Source organism: Paraburkholderia solitsugae, assembly GCF_013177695.1.
GTDB classification, from domain to species: Bacteria; Pseudomonadota; Gammaproteobacteria; order Burkholderiales; family Burkholderiaceae; genus Paraburkholderia; species Paraburkholderia solitsugae.
This window is the reverse complement of record NZ_WOEY01000018.1, coordinates 102,794-118,511: the sequence shown is the minus strand read 5'-3', so window position 1 is coordinate 118,511 and position 15,718 is coordinate 102,794. Positions and strand designations below refer to the sequence as shown.

The following is a 15,718-nucleotide window of genomic DNA, read 5'->3' as shown; positions in this document are numbered from 1 at the left end:
CCGCGGGTATCGAACACTAACAGCGTTGAATATGCGCGAGGCAAAACGTCATGAACCTGTCAGGCAAAGTGGACGGCGACGGCTGGACGGTTACGGCTTGCGCACGCGCAAGCGGCACTGACTTTGGCTGTCTGATCGGCACGAGCGTTACCGGGCCGGATGGCGTGGTCGTGCGTGAATTCACGCACGACCAGATTTTCCGCACGCCGCAGGAGGCCGTGCTGGATGGCTTGAAAGAAGGCATGTCGTGGGTGGGCCTGACGACCCCGAATACGATTTGCGGCGCCTAACGGCGCCGTATCTCCCGGCGTGCCAACCAGATGCCGGGCAGCATCGGCAACCAGAAAGTCAGGGCGCGCAACAGCAGTGTGGCGGCGAGCGCCGCTTCCACTGACACGCCAAGCAAACTCAGTATCCCCACCGAGGTGGCTTCGAAGGTCCCCAAGCCGACTGGAATGGGACCGATAGTGGCCACCATCGACGCGATGATGAAGCTCACGAACACGACCCAAAGCGGTGGCACTTCGCCGATCGCGTTGAACGCCAGCCAGAGCGTCAAGGCATCGAAGACGAAGATGGCCAGTTGCAGTCCCACTGTCTGCAACAGCAGGCGCGGGCTGCGCAGCAGGTGAGTGGGCGCATCGGTCAACTCCTGGAGCAGCGCAGTGACGCCCAGGCACTTGCTGAGCCACGCGACCGGCGCACGTTGCCCCCATTGCTTGAGTCCCAACACGGCAGCCGGAACCACCACCGTCACGATCACGAAGATCGCCACGCCGGCGATCAGTGGCACGTTCAGCCGATGCTGGAGCCACAGCACGCCGGCGCTTGCGAGCACCACGAACAGGTAGGCGATGTCGTATGACACCATGCCGGCCAGCATGGCGGCCATCGCGATCCCGGCAGGGACGCGCCGGCCGGTCAGGCCGCGCACCACGAGCATCGTGCCACTGATGCCGCCGCTTGGCAGGACCTGATCGGTAAAGACCTTGGCGATGCCGAGTGGAATCAGGGTGCGTAGCGACAGGGGATGTCCGGCCTGCAGCAAAGCCTGGCGCCATACGAACGCCGCGCTGACATAGGTGCCGGACTGAACCGCAAGCGCGACCAGCATCCAGCCCGGACGAGCTGAGCGCATCAGTTCGGCCATCTTTTGCAGCGAGCCGAGGTGTAGCACTACCAGAATGACGGTGACAAAGCCCATCACTCCGACGATCCAGAACATGAGCGGGCGCCACCGCGATGTTTTGCCGAGCAAGCCGGGAGCAATATGCACGAGGCCGGTCTCGGCGACAGGCGTCGGCTTGGGCAGCAACGCGCCGCTTCCCGGCATCAGCGGGGCGTGGGCGGAGCGGATCTGCGGCGTGCTCATGGGATGAGAGGCGATTGAAGTCGCTAAGTGATGGCAGGGGTGTACAAGCTCAAGCGCATGCCCTCAAGGCGATCCTCGCGCCCCGCCGATCGCCGAGGGTGAGCGCTCCCGGTTCTAGCGCGGCGTCTCAACCATCGCCGCGGCAACGTCAGCGTGGCCCGGTTTGGCTGACTCTACGAGGGTGGTTTGCGTCTGCCGGCCTGGCACCAGCAACACGGGACAACACGCACTGCGCACCACGCGCTCGGCGACACTGCCGAGGAACAAACGCTTGAAGCCGCGCCGGCCGTGCGTGCCGAGCACCAGCAGGTCCGCATTGAATTCGTTCGCCGTGATGCGGATGCGCTCCGAAATATCCTCGCCGATCGGCGCGACGTCCACCATCCGCGGCGTGCCGGCCACGTTTTCGTGTTTCATGCGGGCCAGGGCGTCCGCCATTAATCGCTGGCCTTCTTCCACGAACGCGTCACGCGGGATCGTCGGATCGTAGCCGAAGGCGTCGTACGCCATCAGCGGGTTGTCGACGACGTAAAGCGGTTGCAATTGCGCACCGCTTTCGTGTGCAAGTTGCAAAGCGGCGTCGAATGCGTGTTCGGACGTCTCGCTGCCATCGATTGCTACCAGAATGTGCTTATACATGTCGACCTCGAAGTGTGCGCTGCAGGATCGCGGGTCCAGTTGGGGAGTGATCAGAGCGCCGCAGCCTGAACCTTGCCATCGACAATGTCTTTGCCGAACTGCATCGCAAGATCGATCGCATCGTTGAAGGTGGCGGGACTCACGGCGTCGAAAACCGTTGTATAGCGTCGTGCTTCAGTCTCGCTCGAAGGAACCGTGTCGATCCGCACGACCGATGAAAAACGCCTCGGCCCTTTCGCATACGGGTCACCGAAGAGCGGGAATTGCTGGCGGGCGTACGCACGTAACTCGTGCCCTTTGTAGAGGGTGGTGGGAATGGCCATGATTATTTGCTCCTCATAGCGGTGGTTGCCTGCGGTGGCTCATCTACATCTATGCAACCCCCCCACATGCAGGACCTTCGGGTGATGCCGATGCGAGCGCGAGCGCGCTGAGCCGTTTGCGTAGCTTCAGGCCATGTTATGCCTTGGCAGACGCTAAAGCAGTCCGCCACCGTACGGACTTCAAAATATCCTGCGCGCACTCCGCCACCTGTCGCGGTTTCTTTCATCTGAAAGTGCGGTACGGCACCGTACCGACTTTCACTGGCCTCGCGCGCACCGTAGTCATGGAAGTCCGCTAGTTCCTCCTGTCCGTTCCTCCGCGACCTCCGAGCACGTGCGCCGCGGCGGCCTGGCATCGGTTGATGCCGCGCCTCGCGTGCAACCCGCAGCCGTGCCGCTGAATTGAGCGGCTGGGCGCCTTCTATCGCCAGGTTGTCGACATGAAATACAAAGACTATTACGAAGCTCTGGCATTGCCGCGCAGTGCGACCCAGGACGACATCAAGCGGGCCTACCGCAAGCTCGCCCGCAAATATCACCCCGACCTCAGCAAACTCGACGACGCCGAGGCGCAGTTCAAGGAAGTCGGCGAAGCCTACAGCGTGCTCAAAGACACGGAGAAGCGCGCGGCCTACGACCGGATGGGCAGTCAGTGGCGCAACGGCGAGGAGTTCCAGCCGCCGCCGCAGTGGGACGAAGGCTTCGAATTCAACGGCGCGGAGGGCCACGCGGGCGAAGACGCAGGCTTCGGAGAATTCTTCGAAGCGCTATTTCGCGGAGTCCATGCGGACGGTGGCCGTGCCTCGCCGGGACGCAGACGGCGTGCGCCCGGCGCTGCCCGCAACGAGGGAATGGGGCAGCATCAGGAGGCGGCTTACGGCGGCGAGCGCTATGCAGCGCCCGGCCAGGATCACCATGCCAAGGTTGTCATCGATCTGGAAGAAGCCTATCGGGGAGCACAGCGTTCCATCTCGCTGGAGATGCCGGTGCTCGACGCAAGTGGCCACGTCACGCTGAACTCACGAACGCTGAACGTCTCCATTCCAAAGGGCGTCTACGGTGGCCAGCATTTGCGGCTGGCCGGCCAGGGCGGCCCTGGCTTTGGCGACGGGCGCGCAGGAGACCTCTATCTGGAGATCCATTTTCACGAGCATGGCCGCTTTCGCGTCGATGGCCGCGACGTGACGATCGATGTGCCGGTCGCCCCGTGGGAGGCCGCGTTGGGCGCGCGGATCACGGTGCCCACACCCGACGGCGCGGTGGAAATGACGGTGCCACAGAACTCGGCCGGCGGCCGCCGGTTGCGCCTGCGAGGCAAGGGCATCCCAGCCAGCGGTCCGTCCGGCACACCGGGTGACCTCTATGCGCAACTGAACGTCGTTCTGCCGCCCGCCGACAGCGATCAGGCACGCGCGGCCTACGAGACGATGCGGCAAGCGTTCAGCTTCGAACCTCGCGAGCATTTTTCAGGGGACCCGTCATGAACGAATCGCGCACTGCATGGTTGGAATGTCTGATCGTCGAAGAGCAGGTGGAGTTCACCCTGATCGAGTTGTGCCGGGCAACCGGCGCCTCGGAAGCGCAGTTGGCGTCGTGGATCGATCAGGGCGTCATTGAGCCGAAATACCCAGGCAGCACGGATGCACCGCGCTTTGACGGGTCGTCATTGCGCCGTGGCCGAACTGCCCGGCGCCTCGCGCACGATCTCGAGATCAACGCTGCGGGCATTGCGCTCGCGCTCGATCTGCTCGATCAAATCGAAGTCTTGCGCGCACAGCTGCTTGGACGATAGAGGCAGATCGTTGTCACCTGTCCGCCTGCCAGCGCCTTCCAGGCGCGAAAGCAGGGCTCATGGCGCAATCCACGCGACGATCATCGCGATCACCGTCGCCGCCATCACACCGGTTGCCACCCAGCCGAGGACACGCAGCACCAACGGCAACGTGAAGCGCGACATGATGCCGGTACGCATCGACAGATGCATCATGACGATCATGACCGGCACGGCGACCACCCCGTTGAGCACCGCGCTCCAGAACAGCGCCTTGACCGGGTCGATCGAGGTGAAGTTCAAACCGACGCCGATCGCTGTCGCCGCGGCGATCACGCCATAGAACGCCTTCGCCTGCAGCGGCAGGCGGGCAAGTCCAACCCGCCACGCGAACAGTTCGCCGACTGCGTAGGCACCCGAGCCGGCCAGTACCGGCAGCGTCAACAAACCGGTGCCGATAATGCCGGCCGCGAAAACGACAAACGTGAACGGTCCGGCGACCGCTCGCAGCGCTTCCGCCGCCTGGGCCGAAGTCTGGATATCGATGGGCCCGTGAGCATGCAACGTCGCTGCGGTGGTCACGACGATGAAGAAGGCGATGGTATTCGACAGCGCCATGCCGAGATAGGTATCGATGCGGATTCGCGTGAACTCGGCAGGGGCTTCCCACGGCGCGTGAGTGAGCGGATGGGCGCCGGGCCGCTCCAGTTCGTCTTCGACTTCCTGTTCGGCTTGCCAGAAAAACAGGTAAGGGCTGATGGTCGTACCCATGACCGCAACGATGGCCACGATGTAATCCGGTTTAGCCGAAAGCGGTGGCCAGATCACGGCCAAGCCCACCTGGTCCCACGGCACTTTGACGACGAATGCGCAGATCACGTAGCTGAAGAGCGACAGGCACAGCCATTTGAGTATCGATACATAGCGAGCGTAACGCGTGAAAACTTCGAGCGCTACCGAGAGCAGGCCGAAACCGCAGACATAGAGCAACGCGGGGCCAGAGATCAACAGCTTGAGCGCCGCGCCCATCGCGCCGAGGTCGGCGCCCAGATTGATGATGTTCGCAATCAGCAGCAGACTGACGACGCTGGTGGAAAGCCAACGCGGATAGTGCCGCCGTAAATTGCCGGCGATGCCGCAACCGGTGACGCGCCCGATGCGCGCACTGATCTCCTGGATCGCGGCCATTAGCGGATAGCTGAACAGCAAGGTCCACGCGAGACCATAGCCGAACTGCGCGCCGACCTGCGAATAGGTGGCGATGCCACTTGGGTCGTCGTCCGAGGCGCCGGTAATGAGGCCGGGTCCCATTACCTGAAGCAGTTTCGGGCGGTTCGGCTGCTTGACTGGCTCGCGGGTCAGCGTGTCCATGGCCGGGGGCTCCTCTTTGGCCGGCGAGGCCATAATCGTCCGTCAGATGGTCGTGGGCGCCGCCGGTTCGGTCGCCGCCACGCATTCATGCCAGCCGATGATGCAGCGTGACGCGGCGCGGGTAGCGTGAACCTGTTTGCCGACGTGCTGTGAGACGAGTCGAGGGTGCGCCTGTTCGCCGGTGCAGTCGGTACGGTGTCGTACCACGTGGTGCCGCTCGCCCCCACGAGCGCCGGGGCCCGGTGCTACCGGAAGATCTCGGCAATGAGATTAGCCACGGTCCGGATGCGCTCGCTGTCGCGCAGGGCGGGATGCAGCACCATCCACACGTCCTGGTCGAGCGCCTTGATGTGCTTCTCGATGCAGACGAGATCGCTCGTTGTATCGCCCGCGAGTTGGGCAAGCACGCCGAGCCCGGAACCACCCAGCACGCCGTCGAATACGCCCATGCCATAGCTGCTTCGAAGCGAAGGCGCGGGCGCGCCGGGCAGGGTCTTCAGCCATTGCGTGGCGGGATGATCCGGCTGCCGGTCGTCATAACCGACGAACGACAGCTTGTCCCATTCCTTCCTCGTGATCGCCGCCTTGTGGCGCAGATAGTAGTCGCGCGAACCAAACAGCCCGAAGCGGATCTTGCCGATGCGCCGGACATACAGGTCGCCCTCGTCCGGGCATTCGGACCACAGCGCGATGTCCGCTTCGCGGCGAGCAAGGCTATACGGCCGTCGTGAAGTCAGCACTTCGATGGCGAGGCCGGGCAGCCGCTCCTGGAACGAGCCGAGCAGCTTAAGCAAAATGTAAGACGGCCATTCGACGGCGTTGATCCGCACCGTGCCGTGCGCACCTGCGCCGCCGGTCACGTCCGCGGCGCGCTCGATCTGGTGGGCGAGATCTTCCATCTGCTCGGCCCAGGCCAGCACGCGCGCGCCGAATGCCGTGACCGTGCAGCCTGAGGGCACCCGGTCGATCAGCGGTTCACCCAGCCGCCGTTCAAGCTCGGTCAGGCGGCGCGACAGGGTCGGCGCGCTCAGATCGCAGGCCGCCGCGGCCGCTCGCATGGTCCCGCCGCGCGCGATTTCCACGAGAATCCGTAGGTCGTCCCAGTCTACGTGTTCCATTTTTGAAACGCTCGATTTTGAAATTAGGCATAGCATAACGTGGATCGCGAGGATAGCATTGGACCTGGCCATACTCGTCCCGGCATCTGGCAAAGAAACCTGAGGGTTTCAAGGGCAGCCGGTGGCAGGTGTGGCGAACCAACCTTCCCATCACACGACTCAACGGCTATCAGTATGTAGACCGAACGAGCGATACGGAGACATCAATGATTCGTCATTTCCAACTGGCGCGGCGTCGCGCCATCGTAGCCAGCGCAGCCTTCCTCGCAGTGTCGATTCTGCCGATGCCCGCCGCGTTCGCTCAGGCCGCACACAAGCCGAAAGTCGCCCTGGTGATGAAGTCGTTGGCGAACGAGTTTTTCCTGACCATGGAAACCGGCGCGAAAAACTATCAGAAACAGAACCCCACAAAATTCGATCTCGTCACGAACGGCATCAAGGACGAAACCGATACGGCTAACCAGATTCGCATCGTCGAGCAGATGGTCGTGTCCAAGGTCGACGCACTCGTGATCGCACCGGCCGATTCCAAGGCGCTGGTGCCGGTTCTCAAGAAAGCGGTCGACGCCGGCATTATCGTGGTCAACATCGATAACCAGCTGGATCCGGACGTGCTCAAATCGAAAGACCTGAACATCCCGTTCGTCGGCCCGGATAACGCGAAGGGCGCGCTGAAGGTCGGCGACTACCTGGCGAAACATATGAAGGCGGGCGACAACGTGGCCATTATTGAAGGCGTCTCGACGACCACCAACGCGCAGCAACGCACGGCTGGCTTCAAGCAAGCCATGGCGACGGGCGGCATGAAGGTCGTCTCGCTGCAATCGGGTGAGTGGGAAATCGACAAGGGCAACGCCGTGGCGAGCCAGATTCTCAATGCCAACCCGGACGTCAAGGCGCTGCTGTGCGGCAATGACAACATGGCAATCGGTGCGGTCTCGGCCGTGCGCGCGGCAGGCAAGGCCGGCAAGGTGCAGGTGGTGGGCTACGACGACATCGATGCGATCAAGCCGATGCTCGCCGACGGTCGCGTCCTCGCCACAGCCAATCAGTACGCCGCCAAACAGGCCGTGTTCGGTATCGACACAGCGTTGAAGGCAATCGCCGAACACAAGAAGCAGTCGGAATTGTCGGGCGTCGTCGAAACGCCTGTCGATCTGGTCACCAAGTAAGGCTGGCATACCGCGTGGCCCGTATTGCATGACGGGCCACACCGCCTGATCTTTGTCCCGCTTGATCAATCTGATGTCTACTCCCATCCTATCCTTGACCGATGCCCCGCCCGTGCTGACTGTTCACGGCATCGGCAAGACGTACGCCGGCCCTGTGCTCGCCGATATCTCGCTGGACCTTTACGCGGGTGAGGTGCTGGCGCTGACCGGCGAAAACGGCGCGGGCAAGAGCACCTTGTCCAAGATCATCGGCGGTCTCGTCAACCCGACGACCGGTTCGATGACGCTGGGCGGCGCGGCTTACACGCCGGCCAGCCGCAAGGACGCCGAGGCGCTCGGCGTGCGCATGGTCATGCAGGAGTTGAACCTTCTGCCGACCCTCTCGGTGGCCGAGAACCTGTTCCTGAACCGCTTGCCGCAGCGCGGCATGTTCGGCTGGATCGATCGAGCCAAATTGCGTGAGGACGCCCGGCATGCCATGGCGCAAGTCGGGCTCGACGCGATCCACCCTGATACGCTGGTGGGCACGCTGGGCATCGGGCATCAGCAGATGGTCGAGATCGCGCGCAATCTGATCGGCGATTGCCGCGTGCTGATCCTTGACGAGCCCACCGCGATGCTGACCGCCCGCGAGGTGGACCTGCTGTTCGAGCAGGTCGAACGGCTCAAGGCGCGCGGCGTGGCGCTGGTGTACATCTCGCATCGACTAGAAGAATTGAAGCGTATCGCGCGTCGCGCTGCCGTGCTGCGCGACGGGCAGCTTGTGCATGTCGACGAGATGGCGAATCTGTCGGCCGACCGCCTGGTCACGCTGATGGTCGGGCGCGATATCGGCGAGCGGATCGATCTCGGCGAGCGGCGCATCGGCGACGTAGCGTTCAAGGTGACGGGGATGACCCGCGAGCCGGCCGTCCGCGATGTGTCCTTCGAGGTGAAGGCAGGCGAGATTTTCGGCATCAGCGGTCTGATCGGCGCGGGCCGCACAGAACTGATGCGGCTCATCTACGGCGCCGATCGTGCGGATGCCGGCACGGTATCGATCGGACAGGACGGCGGGCCGCTCGCGCCCGTGAAGGTGTCGTCGCCATCGGACGCCGTGAAGAACGGCATCGCGCTGATTACGGAGGATCGCAAGGGCGAGGGCCTCCTGCTGACGCAGCCCATTGCAGCCAATATCTCGCTCGGCCATCTGCGCGCGATGTCGAGCAAGGGAGTGGTGGACGCCCGGCGTGAGGCGGCGCTGGCGCGCAAACAGATCGACGCGATGAGCATCCGCAGTTCGGGGCCGTCGCAGCCAGTGTCGGAGCTCTCCGGCGGCAACCAGCAGAAGGTGGTGATCGGCCGCTGGCTCGCGCGCGATTGCACGGTGTTGCTGTTCGACGAGCCCACACGCGGCATCGACGTCGGCGCGAAGTTCGATATCTATGCCTTGATGGGCGCGCTCGCGCGGGAAGGCCGCGCGTTGGTAGTGGTGTCGAGCGATTTGCGCGAGTTGATGTCGATTTGCGACCGGATCGGGGTGATGTCGGCAGGACGGATGACAGGCATGTTCGAGCGTGGAAGCTGGACTCAGGACGCGCTGCTCGCAGCGGCGTTCGCGGGCTACACGAAACGCGACGCGCTGCTGCACGATCCGATCGAACCCGACGCAGGGGCGCCCCACGCAAAAGCGCCCGACGCAGCGGCGCCCGGCACAAAATCTGTGGAGTACTGAAGCATGACCGCACCAACCAGCCTGCCTACGTTGCAGAACAAACCGCCCAAAGACGCGAAGCCGATCGGCACGCGCCTTGGATTCTCGAACTACCTTGGCCTGCTCGGCGCGCTCCTCGGGATGATTGTCCTGTTTTCGCTGCTGAGCTCGCACTTCCTGAGCTACGACACCTTCAGCACGATCGCGAACCAGATTCCCGATCTTGTCGTGATGTCGATCGGCATGACCTTCGTGCTCATCATCGCCGGGATCGATCTGTCGGTCGGTTCCGTGCTGGCGCTCGGCGCGGCGCTCACGAGCGTCGCGGCCTTGCAGTGGCACTGGCCGGCGTTGCCCGCCGCCTTGCTCGGCATGGCGGGGGCGGCACTGACGGGCTGCGTGACCGGCATGATTACCGTGGCCTGGCGGATTCCGTCGTTCATCGTGTCACTCGGCGTGCTCGAGGCGGCCCGCGGTCTCGCGTATCAACTGACCAACTCCCGCACAGCCTATATCGGCGACGCGTTCGATTTCCTCTCCAACCCGATTGCGTTCGGCATTTCTCCTGCGTTCCTGATTGCCATCGTTGTCATGATCGTGGCGCAGTGGGTGCTGACCCGCACGGTCTTCGGGCGTTATCTGATTGGCATCGGCACGAACGAGGAGGCGGTGCGCCTCGCGGGCGTCAACCCGCGACCGTACAAGGTGGCGGTCTTCGCGCTGATGGGCCTGCTGGCTGGTCTGGCTTCCCTGTTTCAGATCTCGCGCCTTGAGGCCGCGGACCCGAACGCCGGCCAGGGCATCGAATTGCAGGTGATCGCGGCCGTCGTGATCGGCGGCACGAGCTTGATGGGCGGCCGCGGCTCGGTGATCAGCACGTTCTTTGGCGTACTGATCATCTCGGTGCTGGCCGCGGGTCTCGCCCAGATCGGGGCGACCGAGCCGACCAAACGCATTATCACAGGGGCGGTGATTGTCGTGGCCGTCGTGCTGGATACTTACAGAAGCCGGCGTCGCGCCGCATGAATTGACCATTAGCGGCCGTTCGTGGATGGTCGGCAGGAGAGTGAACGTGTCGAAAGAAGTAAAGCCGGGCCGCGTGCTCGTGGTGGGCAGCATCAATACCGACCTGGTCGCCCGCGCACCGCATTTGCCGCGGCCTGGCGAGACGATCGGCGGACAGGAGTTCTCGCAGGTTGCGGGCGGCAAGGGCGGCAACCAGGCGGTGGCGGCCGCGCGGATCGGCGCGCGTGTGGCGATGGTCGGACGCGTGGGGAAGGATGCGAACGGAGCTCAGCGGGTCAAGGATCTGGAAGCGGAGGGTATCGACTGCGGAGGTATCGAGGTCGACCCGGTACAGCCCACCGGCGTTGCGATGGTGACTGTGTCGGACGACGGACAGAACACGATCGTGGTGGTTGCGGGCAGTAACGGCGAACTCACGCCAGAGAGCGTCGCGCGTCACGAAGCGGCGATCAAGGCCAGCGACGTGGTGGTCTGCCAACTGGAAACGCCTTGGGATTCCGTCCATGCAACACTCGCGCTCGCCCGGCGCCTGGGCAAGATCACCGTGCTGAACCCGGCGCCGGCAACCGGTCCGCTCCCCGCGGAATGGCTGCCTCTTGTCGACTACCTCGTGCCGAACGAGGTCGAGGCCGCGATACTCGCCGGCCTGCCGGTCGAATCGCAAAGCGGCGCGAGAAGGGCGGCGCTGGAGTTGCAACGCGGCGGCGCCCGTAACGTGATTGTCACGCTGGGTGCGCAAGGGGCCTATCTGTTGCCGGAAGGGGGCGAAGGCACGCATTTTTCCGCGCCGCAGGTCCGGGCGGTGGATACGACCGCGGCCGGCGACACCTTTATTGGCGTCTTTGCCGCGCAACTGGCTGCCCGGCAGCCGCTGGAAGGCGCGATCAGCCTCGCGCAACGCGCGGCTTCGATTTCCGTCACGCGCGCGGGTGCGCAGCCGTCGATCCCGACGCGCGCAGAAGTGGATAGCGCAGCCTGAGAAGGGCCGCGGTCTCGCTCAGACCCGGCCCGGATCGAGCAGGTTCGAACTGAAATCGCAGCACTGTGCCGCGAGTCGCGCGATTTCGGTATTGAGCGAACGCGGCTGTTCCGCCCGATGCAGCGCGACGTATGAAACGGGCGGCAGCGCGGGTCGCGTCTGGATTATGCCGAGCGCGCCGCGTGTGACCATATGGTTCAGGCACGCCTTCGGCAGATAGCTGACGCCGAGCCCCGACAGCGTCAGTCCGATTTGCGCGATCAGACTGTTGCTCGCGAGAATTCTTTGCATGTTGACGCCGTGCTCCTGTAGAAAACGGCTATAGATAAAGCCCGTTCCCGACAGACCGCCTTGCAGGATCAGCGGATACTGCGCAATCTCGGCGAGCGAAATGGCCGCCTTCTTCGGCGCCAGCGCAGGCGCACACATCCACGCGTTATCCACTTCACCGACCTTCGTCATCGCGAAGGGCTCAGTGCTGTGGATTTGTGGAACGACGATGATGTCGATCGTGTCGTCGGCGAGCCGGTCGCGCAGCGTCGCGTTCAGATCCACCTCGGCTTCGACGACAACTTTCGGGTACGCGGCCTGGATCGCGCCGATCAGGCGAGGCAGCCACGTCAGCGCGGTCAGTTCAGTCACCCCGATGCGGACCTGGCGCACTAGCGCCTCCTTCGAGCTGATCCGCTCGACAATCTGGTCACGCCGTTCGAGCAATTCCTTCGCATAGGCGAAGAACTCGGCGCCTTTCGGCGTCAGCCGCGCGCTGCGGTGCGCACGGTCGAATACGGTCAGGTCGAAGGCGCGCTCGAGCTCCTGAATCCGCTTCGAAACGGCCGATTGCGTGGTGTTGAGCCGGCTCGAAGCCGCTTCGAACGAGCCGAGCTGAACGATCCAGTACAGCGCTTCCATCTGCTTGAACGTCAGCATCGCGCCATCCTTCACATGAAATAAAGCGATAGTTTCTCATATAAAAAAATCGCTTTTTTTACTTATTTCGGCTACTTAAGGTTCCTCCATCGCCCCGTCCCCAATCTGGAGAGAGCATGGATACCGTCGTCGAAAGCCCGCCCGTCAATCACATCGCGCGCAAACCGCGTGTCGGCCTCGCGTGGCAGATCCTGATCGGTCTCGTCATCGGCATCTTGACGGGACTCGTGCTGAACCACTTCCCGCAAATGCGGGACGCGACCATTTCCGGGCTGTTGCAGCCCGCCGGCGACATCTTCATCAAGCTGATAAAAATGATTGTCGTGCCGATCGTATTCACCAGCATGGTGGTCGGAATCGCTGGCGTGGGAGACGGCAAATCGCTCGGGCGCATCGGCCTGAAGACGCTGGTGTACTTCGAGGTGATTACCACGATCGCAATCCTGCTCGGCCTTGTGCTCGGCAACGTGCTGCAGCCGGGCGTGGGCACGGATATGTCGCAACTCGGCCATACCGACATTTCCCGCTATCAGCAGATGACCCAGCAGATGCAGGGCCATCACGGATTGATGGCCCTCCTGCTCGGCGTGATTCCGGACAATATCCTCGCTTCGATGGCGAAAGGCGACCTGCTGCCGGTGATCTTCTTTTCGGTCCTGTTCGGCCTCGGCCTGCAGTCGGTCCCGGAAGAATTCCGCAAGCCGGTGATCGCCATGCTCAAGGGCGTCGCGGAAGCGATGTTCAAGGTGACGAACATGGTGATGCATTACGCGCCGATCGGTGTGTGCGCGTTGATCGCGGTGACAGTTGCGAGCTTCGGTTTCGGGTCGCTGCTGCCACTGCTCAAGCTGGTGGCCGTCACGTACCTCGCGATCGTGCTGTTTGTGCTCGTCGTGCTCGGCATCACGGCCCGGCTGTTTGGCTTCCGTATCTTCACGCTGCTGCGTGTCATCAAGGACGAGCTGATCATCGCGTTCTCGACCTGCAGCTCGGCAACGGTACTGCCGCAACTGATGAAGAAGATGGAAGACTACGGCGTGCCGAAGAGCATCGCGACCTTCGTCGTGCCGACCGGCTACACGTTCAATCTCGACGGCGCTTCGATCTATCTCGGCATCGGCACGCTGTTCGTCGCGCAACTGTACGGCATTCATCTCGGCTGGCAGGAACAGATAGTCCTTGTATTGACGATGGTCGTGACGTCCAAGGGCGCGGCTGGCGTGCCGGGCTTCATGTTCGTGATTCTGCTCGCCACGCTTGCAAGCGCGGGGCTGCCGCTCGAAGGGCTCGCTTTCATCGCCGGCGTGGATCGTGTCATGGACATGGGACGTACCGCCCTTAACGTGGTGGGCAACGCGCTTGCGCCGCTCGTCATCGCCAAATGGGAAGGCCGGTACGACGCGCAGAAGGGCAAAGCGTATCTCGCGTCGCTCGACGCTTGAGCGGCACAGTTCGCAGCACGACAATCATTTAGCAAAAAGGTCAGGAGCATTCAGATGAGCAGTAGGCAAGGCGAATTTTTTTCCGCGTCGTTGATTGAGGAGATCAAAGCACGGTTTCACCATGTCGACCAGGACATCGACGGGCGCGAACGGCTCTTCTTCGACAACGCGGGTGGCTCGTTCCGCCTCAAGGCGGCCGTCGACGCGTTCGCGCGAATCGACGCGCTGCCCGATTGCCCGGAGCGCATCCACGCGCGCGCACGCCATCTACAGGACATTCAGGAGCGCGGCGAGGCGGATATCCGCACGATCCTCAACGCGAAGGACGGCAGCATCTACACGTCGCTGACCGCGTCGGGCGCGATGTTCGACATGGTGCGCGCGATCATGGAGAACGTACCGGGCACCAACGCGGTCACGACGATCCTTGAGCATCCGTCTTCTTTCGACGCGATGACGTACTACGCACAACGCACAGGCAAGTCGTTGCGTGTTGCGCCCAGCAATCCGGAGACGGGCGGGGTGGACGTGGAGGCGATTCTGTCGTTGATCGACACGGACACGGCGCTGCTCAGCGTCATGGCGGCATCGAACATTTCCGGCGCGAAGTTCGACATCGCGACACTCGTTGAGCGCGCGAGAGAGAAAAAACCCGGACTCTTCATCGTCGTGGATGCGGTCCAGCACGCGCCGCATGGTGTCATCGATCTGCAGAATACGCGGGTCGACGGTATCAATTTCGCGCCCTATAAGTTTTTTGGCTGCCGCGGCTCCGGTATTTCCTGGCTGTCGCCGCGCGTGGCCGTTTTGCCGCATCACCGTCTCGACGCGAAACAGGAAGGCGTGTGGGAGCTTGGCAGCCCGGCACCCGCGCAGTTTGCGGTCGTGACCGAGATTGTCGAGTACGTGACGTGGATCGGTGCTCAATTCAGCGATGCCGATACGCGCCGGGCGCTTTTCGTGGAAGGGATGAAACGCATCGAGTTGCATGAGCGCGCGCTGCTGGCGGCGCTGCTCGACGGTCAGGGTGGGCGGCGCGGCCTGCGGCGGCTCGACGGTGTGGACGTGTTCTGGGATCACGCCGATCTGACGCAGCGCGATCTGATCCTCGGTATCGGTTTCACGAACCTGAGCCCCACCGATGCTGTACGCGAGTACGAAAAACGTGGCGTGATCGTCTACGAACGGATCGCGTCAAGCCTGTATTCCGGCCGGATGCTGAAGTCGTTCGATCTCGCCGGCGCGGTGCGGATTTCGCCGCTGCACTGTCACGCACCCAGCGACGTCGAGCGTTTTCTTTCGATTACCGAAACGCTGAGCACACTTTGATGATGAAGCCACGGTCCGGGTTCTCCCGGACCGTGGCGCCACGCGCTTAAGCGGATTCGTAAAACCGGGTGACGGCATAACCGGCGACACGCCCGGCCCGCCGGTTCCGCGACCCGTACGCAGACCCCAATTACGTGGCGCACAAAAAATGTTGCGCCCCTTTACTCCCCTCTGACACACACACTGCGTATAGCCCCTTTGCCGCAAGGCGTGGCAACGATTTGTCGCCCACGCTTACAGCGCTGCAGGTAACTCACTGAAACAAAATCGTAGTCGAACTGTAGTGTCGCGTGGCTAGGATGTCCCCATCGCCCATGTATCGATCAATGGAGGTGCCGGATGCTTAGCCATCACGAACTCGCGACTCTCATGCTGCTTGGCGACACGGACAAGCGCCTGGAAGCTTTCGATCCGGATGTATTGACCTTACACCATTACGAGCTCGTGGAAATACGGCAGCGTGATCCGCAAGGATCGACGCTGCGACTCACCCGCCAGGGTCGCGAACTACTGGAACGTCTGCGCATGGGCGCAGGGGGATGAGCGAAGGCGC

Annotated in this window: 16 protein-coding genes; 10 read left to right on the top strand and 6 right to left on the bottom strand. The window is 63.0% G+C overall.

From position 1 onward, the window contains the following. The first annotated feature begins 50 nt into the window (after nt 1-50). Nucleotides 51-290 (top strand): UDP-glucose 4-epimerase, encoded by a 240-nt coding sequence (locus GNZ12_RS04895; RefSeq protein WP_172309286.1) that lies wholly within the window; start codon nt 51-53, stop codon nt 288-290. On the opposite strand, the gene GNZ12_RS04890 is transcribed toward GNZ12_RS04895, so the two are convergent. From GNZ12_RS04890 to GNZ12_RS04880, 3 genes are all read right to left on the bottom strand, one after another. After that, a complete protein-coding gene (locus GNZ12_RS04890; protein WP_172309285.1) occupies nt 287-1,372 on the bottom strand; it encodes a lysylphosphatidylglycerol synthase transmembrane domain-containing protein in 1,086 nt (361 codons plus the stop codon). The genes GNZ12_RS04895 and GNZ12_RS04890 overlap by 4 nt on opposite strands. A gap of 114 nt (nt 1,373-1,486) precedes the next feature. Next, nucleotides 1,487-2,011, bottom strand: a complete 525-nt coding sequence (locus tag GNZ12_RS04885) for a universal stress protein (protein WP_172309284.1) — start codon at nt 2,009-2,011, stop codon at nt 1,487-1,489. Nucleotides 2,012-2,061: 50 nt separating this feature from the next. After that, the gene (locus tag GNZ12_RS04880) at nt 2,062-2,334 is read right to left on the bottom strand and encodes a hypothetical protein (RefSeq protein ID WP_172309283.1); all 273 of its coding nucleotides are present in this window, start codon (nt 2,332-2,334) and stop codon (nt 2,062-2,064) included. 440 nt (nt 2,335-2,774) lie between these two features. Between GNZ12_RS04880 and GNZ12_RS04875 the strand changes: the two genes are divergently transcribed. Together GNZ12_RS04875 and GNZ12_RS04870 are read left to right on the top strand one after the other, a co-directional pair. Then, nucleotides 2,775-3,818, top strand: coding sequence for a DnaJ C-terminal domain-containing protein (locus GNZ12_RS04875; protein WP_172309282.1), 1,044 nt, complete (start codon nt 2,775-2,777; stop codon nt 3,816-3,818). Next, a complete protein-coding gene (locus GNZ12_RS04870; RefSeq protein ID WP_172309281.1) occupies nt 3,815-4,126 on the top strand; it encodes a chaperone modulator CbpM in 312 nt (103 codons plus the stop codon). Before GNZ12_RS04875 ends, GNZ12_RS04870 begins: the two co-directional genes overlap by 4 nt. A gap of 57 nt (nt 4,127-4,183) precedes the next feature. Here the strand turns inward: GNZ12_RS04870 and GNZ12_RS04865 are convergent, their stop codons facing one another. Continuing rightward, nucleotides 4,184-5,476 carry an NRAMP family divalent metal transporter gene (locus GNZ12_RS04865; RefSeq protein ID WP_172309280.1) on the bottom strand — a complete coding sequence of 431 codons (1,293 nt, stop codon included), beginning with the start codon at nt 5,474-5,476 and terminating at the stop codon, nt 4,184-4,186. A gap of 245 nt (nt 5,477-5,721) precedes the next feature. Then, nucleotides 5,722-6,594, bottom strand: a complete 873-nt coding sequence (locus GNZ12_RS04860) for a LysR family transcriptional regulator (protein ID WP_172309279.1) — start codon at nt 6,592-6,594, stop codon at nt 5,722-5,724. A gap of 206 nt (nt 6,595-6,800) precedes the next feature. On the opposite strand from GNZ12_RS04860, the gene GNZ12_RS04855 reads away from it, so the two are divergent. From GNZ12_RS04855 to rbsK, 4 genes are all read left to right on the top strand, one after another. Next, on the top strand, nt 6,801-7,766 hold the full coding sequence (locus GNZ12_RS04855) for a sugar ABC transporter substrate-binding protein (RefSeq protein WP_172309278.1): 966 nt from the start codon (nt 6,801-6,803) through the stop codon (nt 7,764-7,766). A 73-nt stretch (nt 7,767-7,839) separates the two neighbouring features. Continuing rightward, nucleotides 7,840-9,480 (top strand): sugar ABC transporter ATP-binding protein, encoded by a 1,641-nt coding sequence (locus GNZ12_RS04850; RefSeq protein WP_172309277.1) that lies wholly within the window; start codon nt 7,840-7,842, stop codon nt 9,478-9,480. Between the two features lie 3 nt (nt 9,481-9,483). Then, nucleotides 9,484-10,485 carry an ABC transporter permease gene (locus GNZ12_RS04845; protein WP_172309276.1) on the top strand — a complete coding sequence of 334 codons (1,002 nt, stop codon included), beginning with the start codon at nt 9,484-9,486 and terminating at the stop codon, nt 10,483-10,485. A 25-nt stretch (nt 10,486-10,510) separates the two neighbouring features. After that, nucleotides 10,511-11,464, top strand: a complete 954-nt coding sequence (rbsK, locus tag GNZ12_RS04840; protein WP_172309340.1) for a ribokinase — start codon at nt 10,511-10,513, stop codon at nt 11,462-11,464. Nucleotides 11,465-11,482: 18 nt separating this feature from the next. Here the strand turns inward: rbsK and GNZ12_RS04835 are convergent, their stop codons facing one another. Beyond that, nucleotides 11,483-12,394, bottom strand: coding sequence for a LysR family transcriptional regulator (locus GNZ12_RS04835; protein WP_172309275.1), 912 nt, complete (start codon nt 12,392-12,394; stop codon nt 11,483-11,485). A 116-nt stretch (nt 12,395-12,510) separates the two neighbouring features. Here GNZ12_RS04835 and gltP point away from each other — a divergent pair, with 116 nt between their 5' ends. The 3 genes from gltP to GNZ12_RS04820 all read left to right on the top strand — a co-directional run bounded on the left by gltP (nt 12,511) and on the right by GNZ12_RS04820 (nt 15,708). Continuing rightward, nucleotides 12,511-13,836, top strand: coding sequence for a glutamate/aspartate:proton symporter GltP (gene gltP, locus GNZ12_RS04830; RefSeq protein WP_172309274.1), 1,326 nt, complete (start codon nt 12,511-12,513; stop codon nt 13,834-13,836). A gap of 54 nt (nt 13,837-13,890) precedes the next feature. After that, nucleotides 13,891-15,165 carry an aminotransferase class V-fold PLP-dependent enzyme gene (locus GNZ12_RS04825; protein ID WP_172309273.1) on the top strand — a complete coding sequence of 425 codons (1,275 nt, stop codon included), beginning with the start codon at nt 13,891-13,893 and terminating at the stop codon, nt 15,163-15,165. A 339-nt stretch (nt 15,166-15,504) separates the two neighbouring features. Then, complete coding sequence (locus GNZ12_RS04820; protein WP_172309272.1) at nt 15,505-15,708, top strand: hypothetical protein; 204 nt, start codon at nt 15,505-15,507, stop codon at nt 15,706-15,708. Nucleotides 15,709-15,718 lie beyond the last annotated feature (10 nt).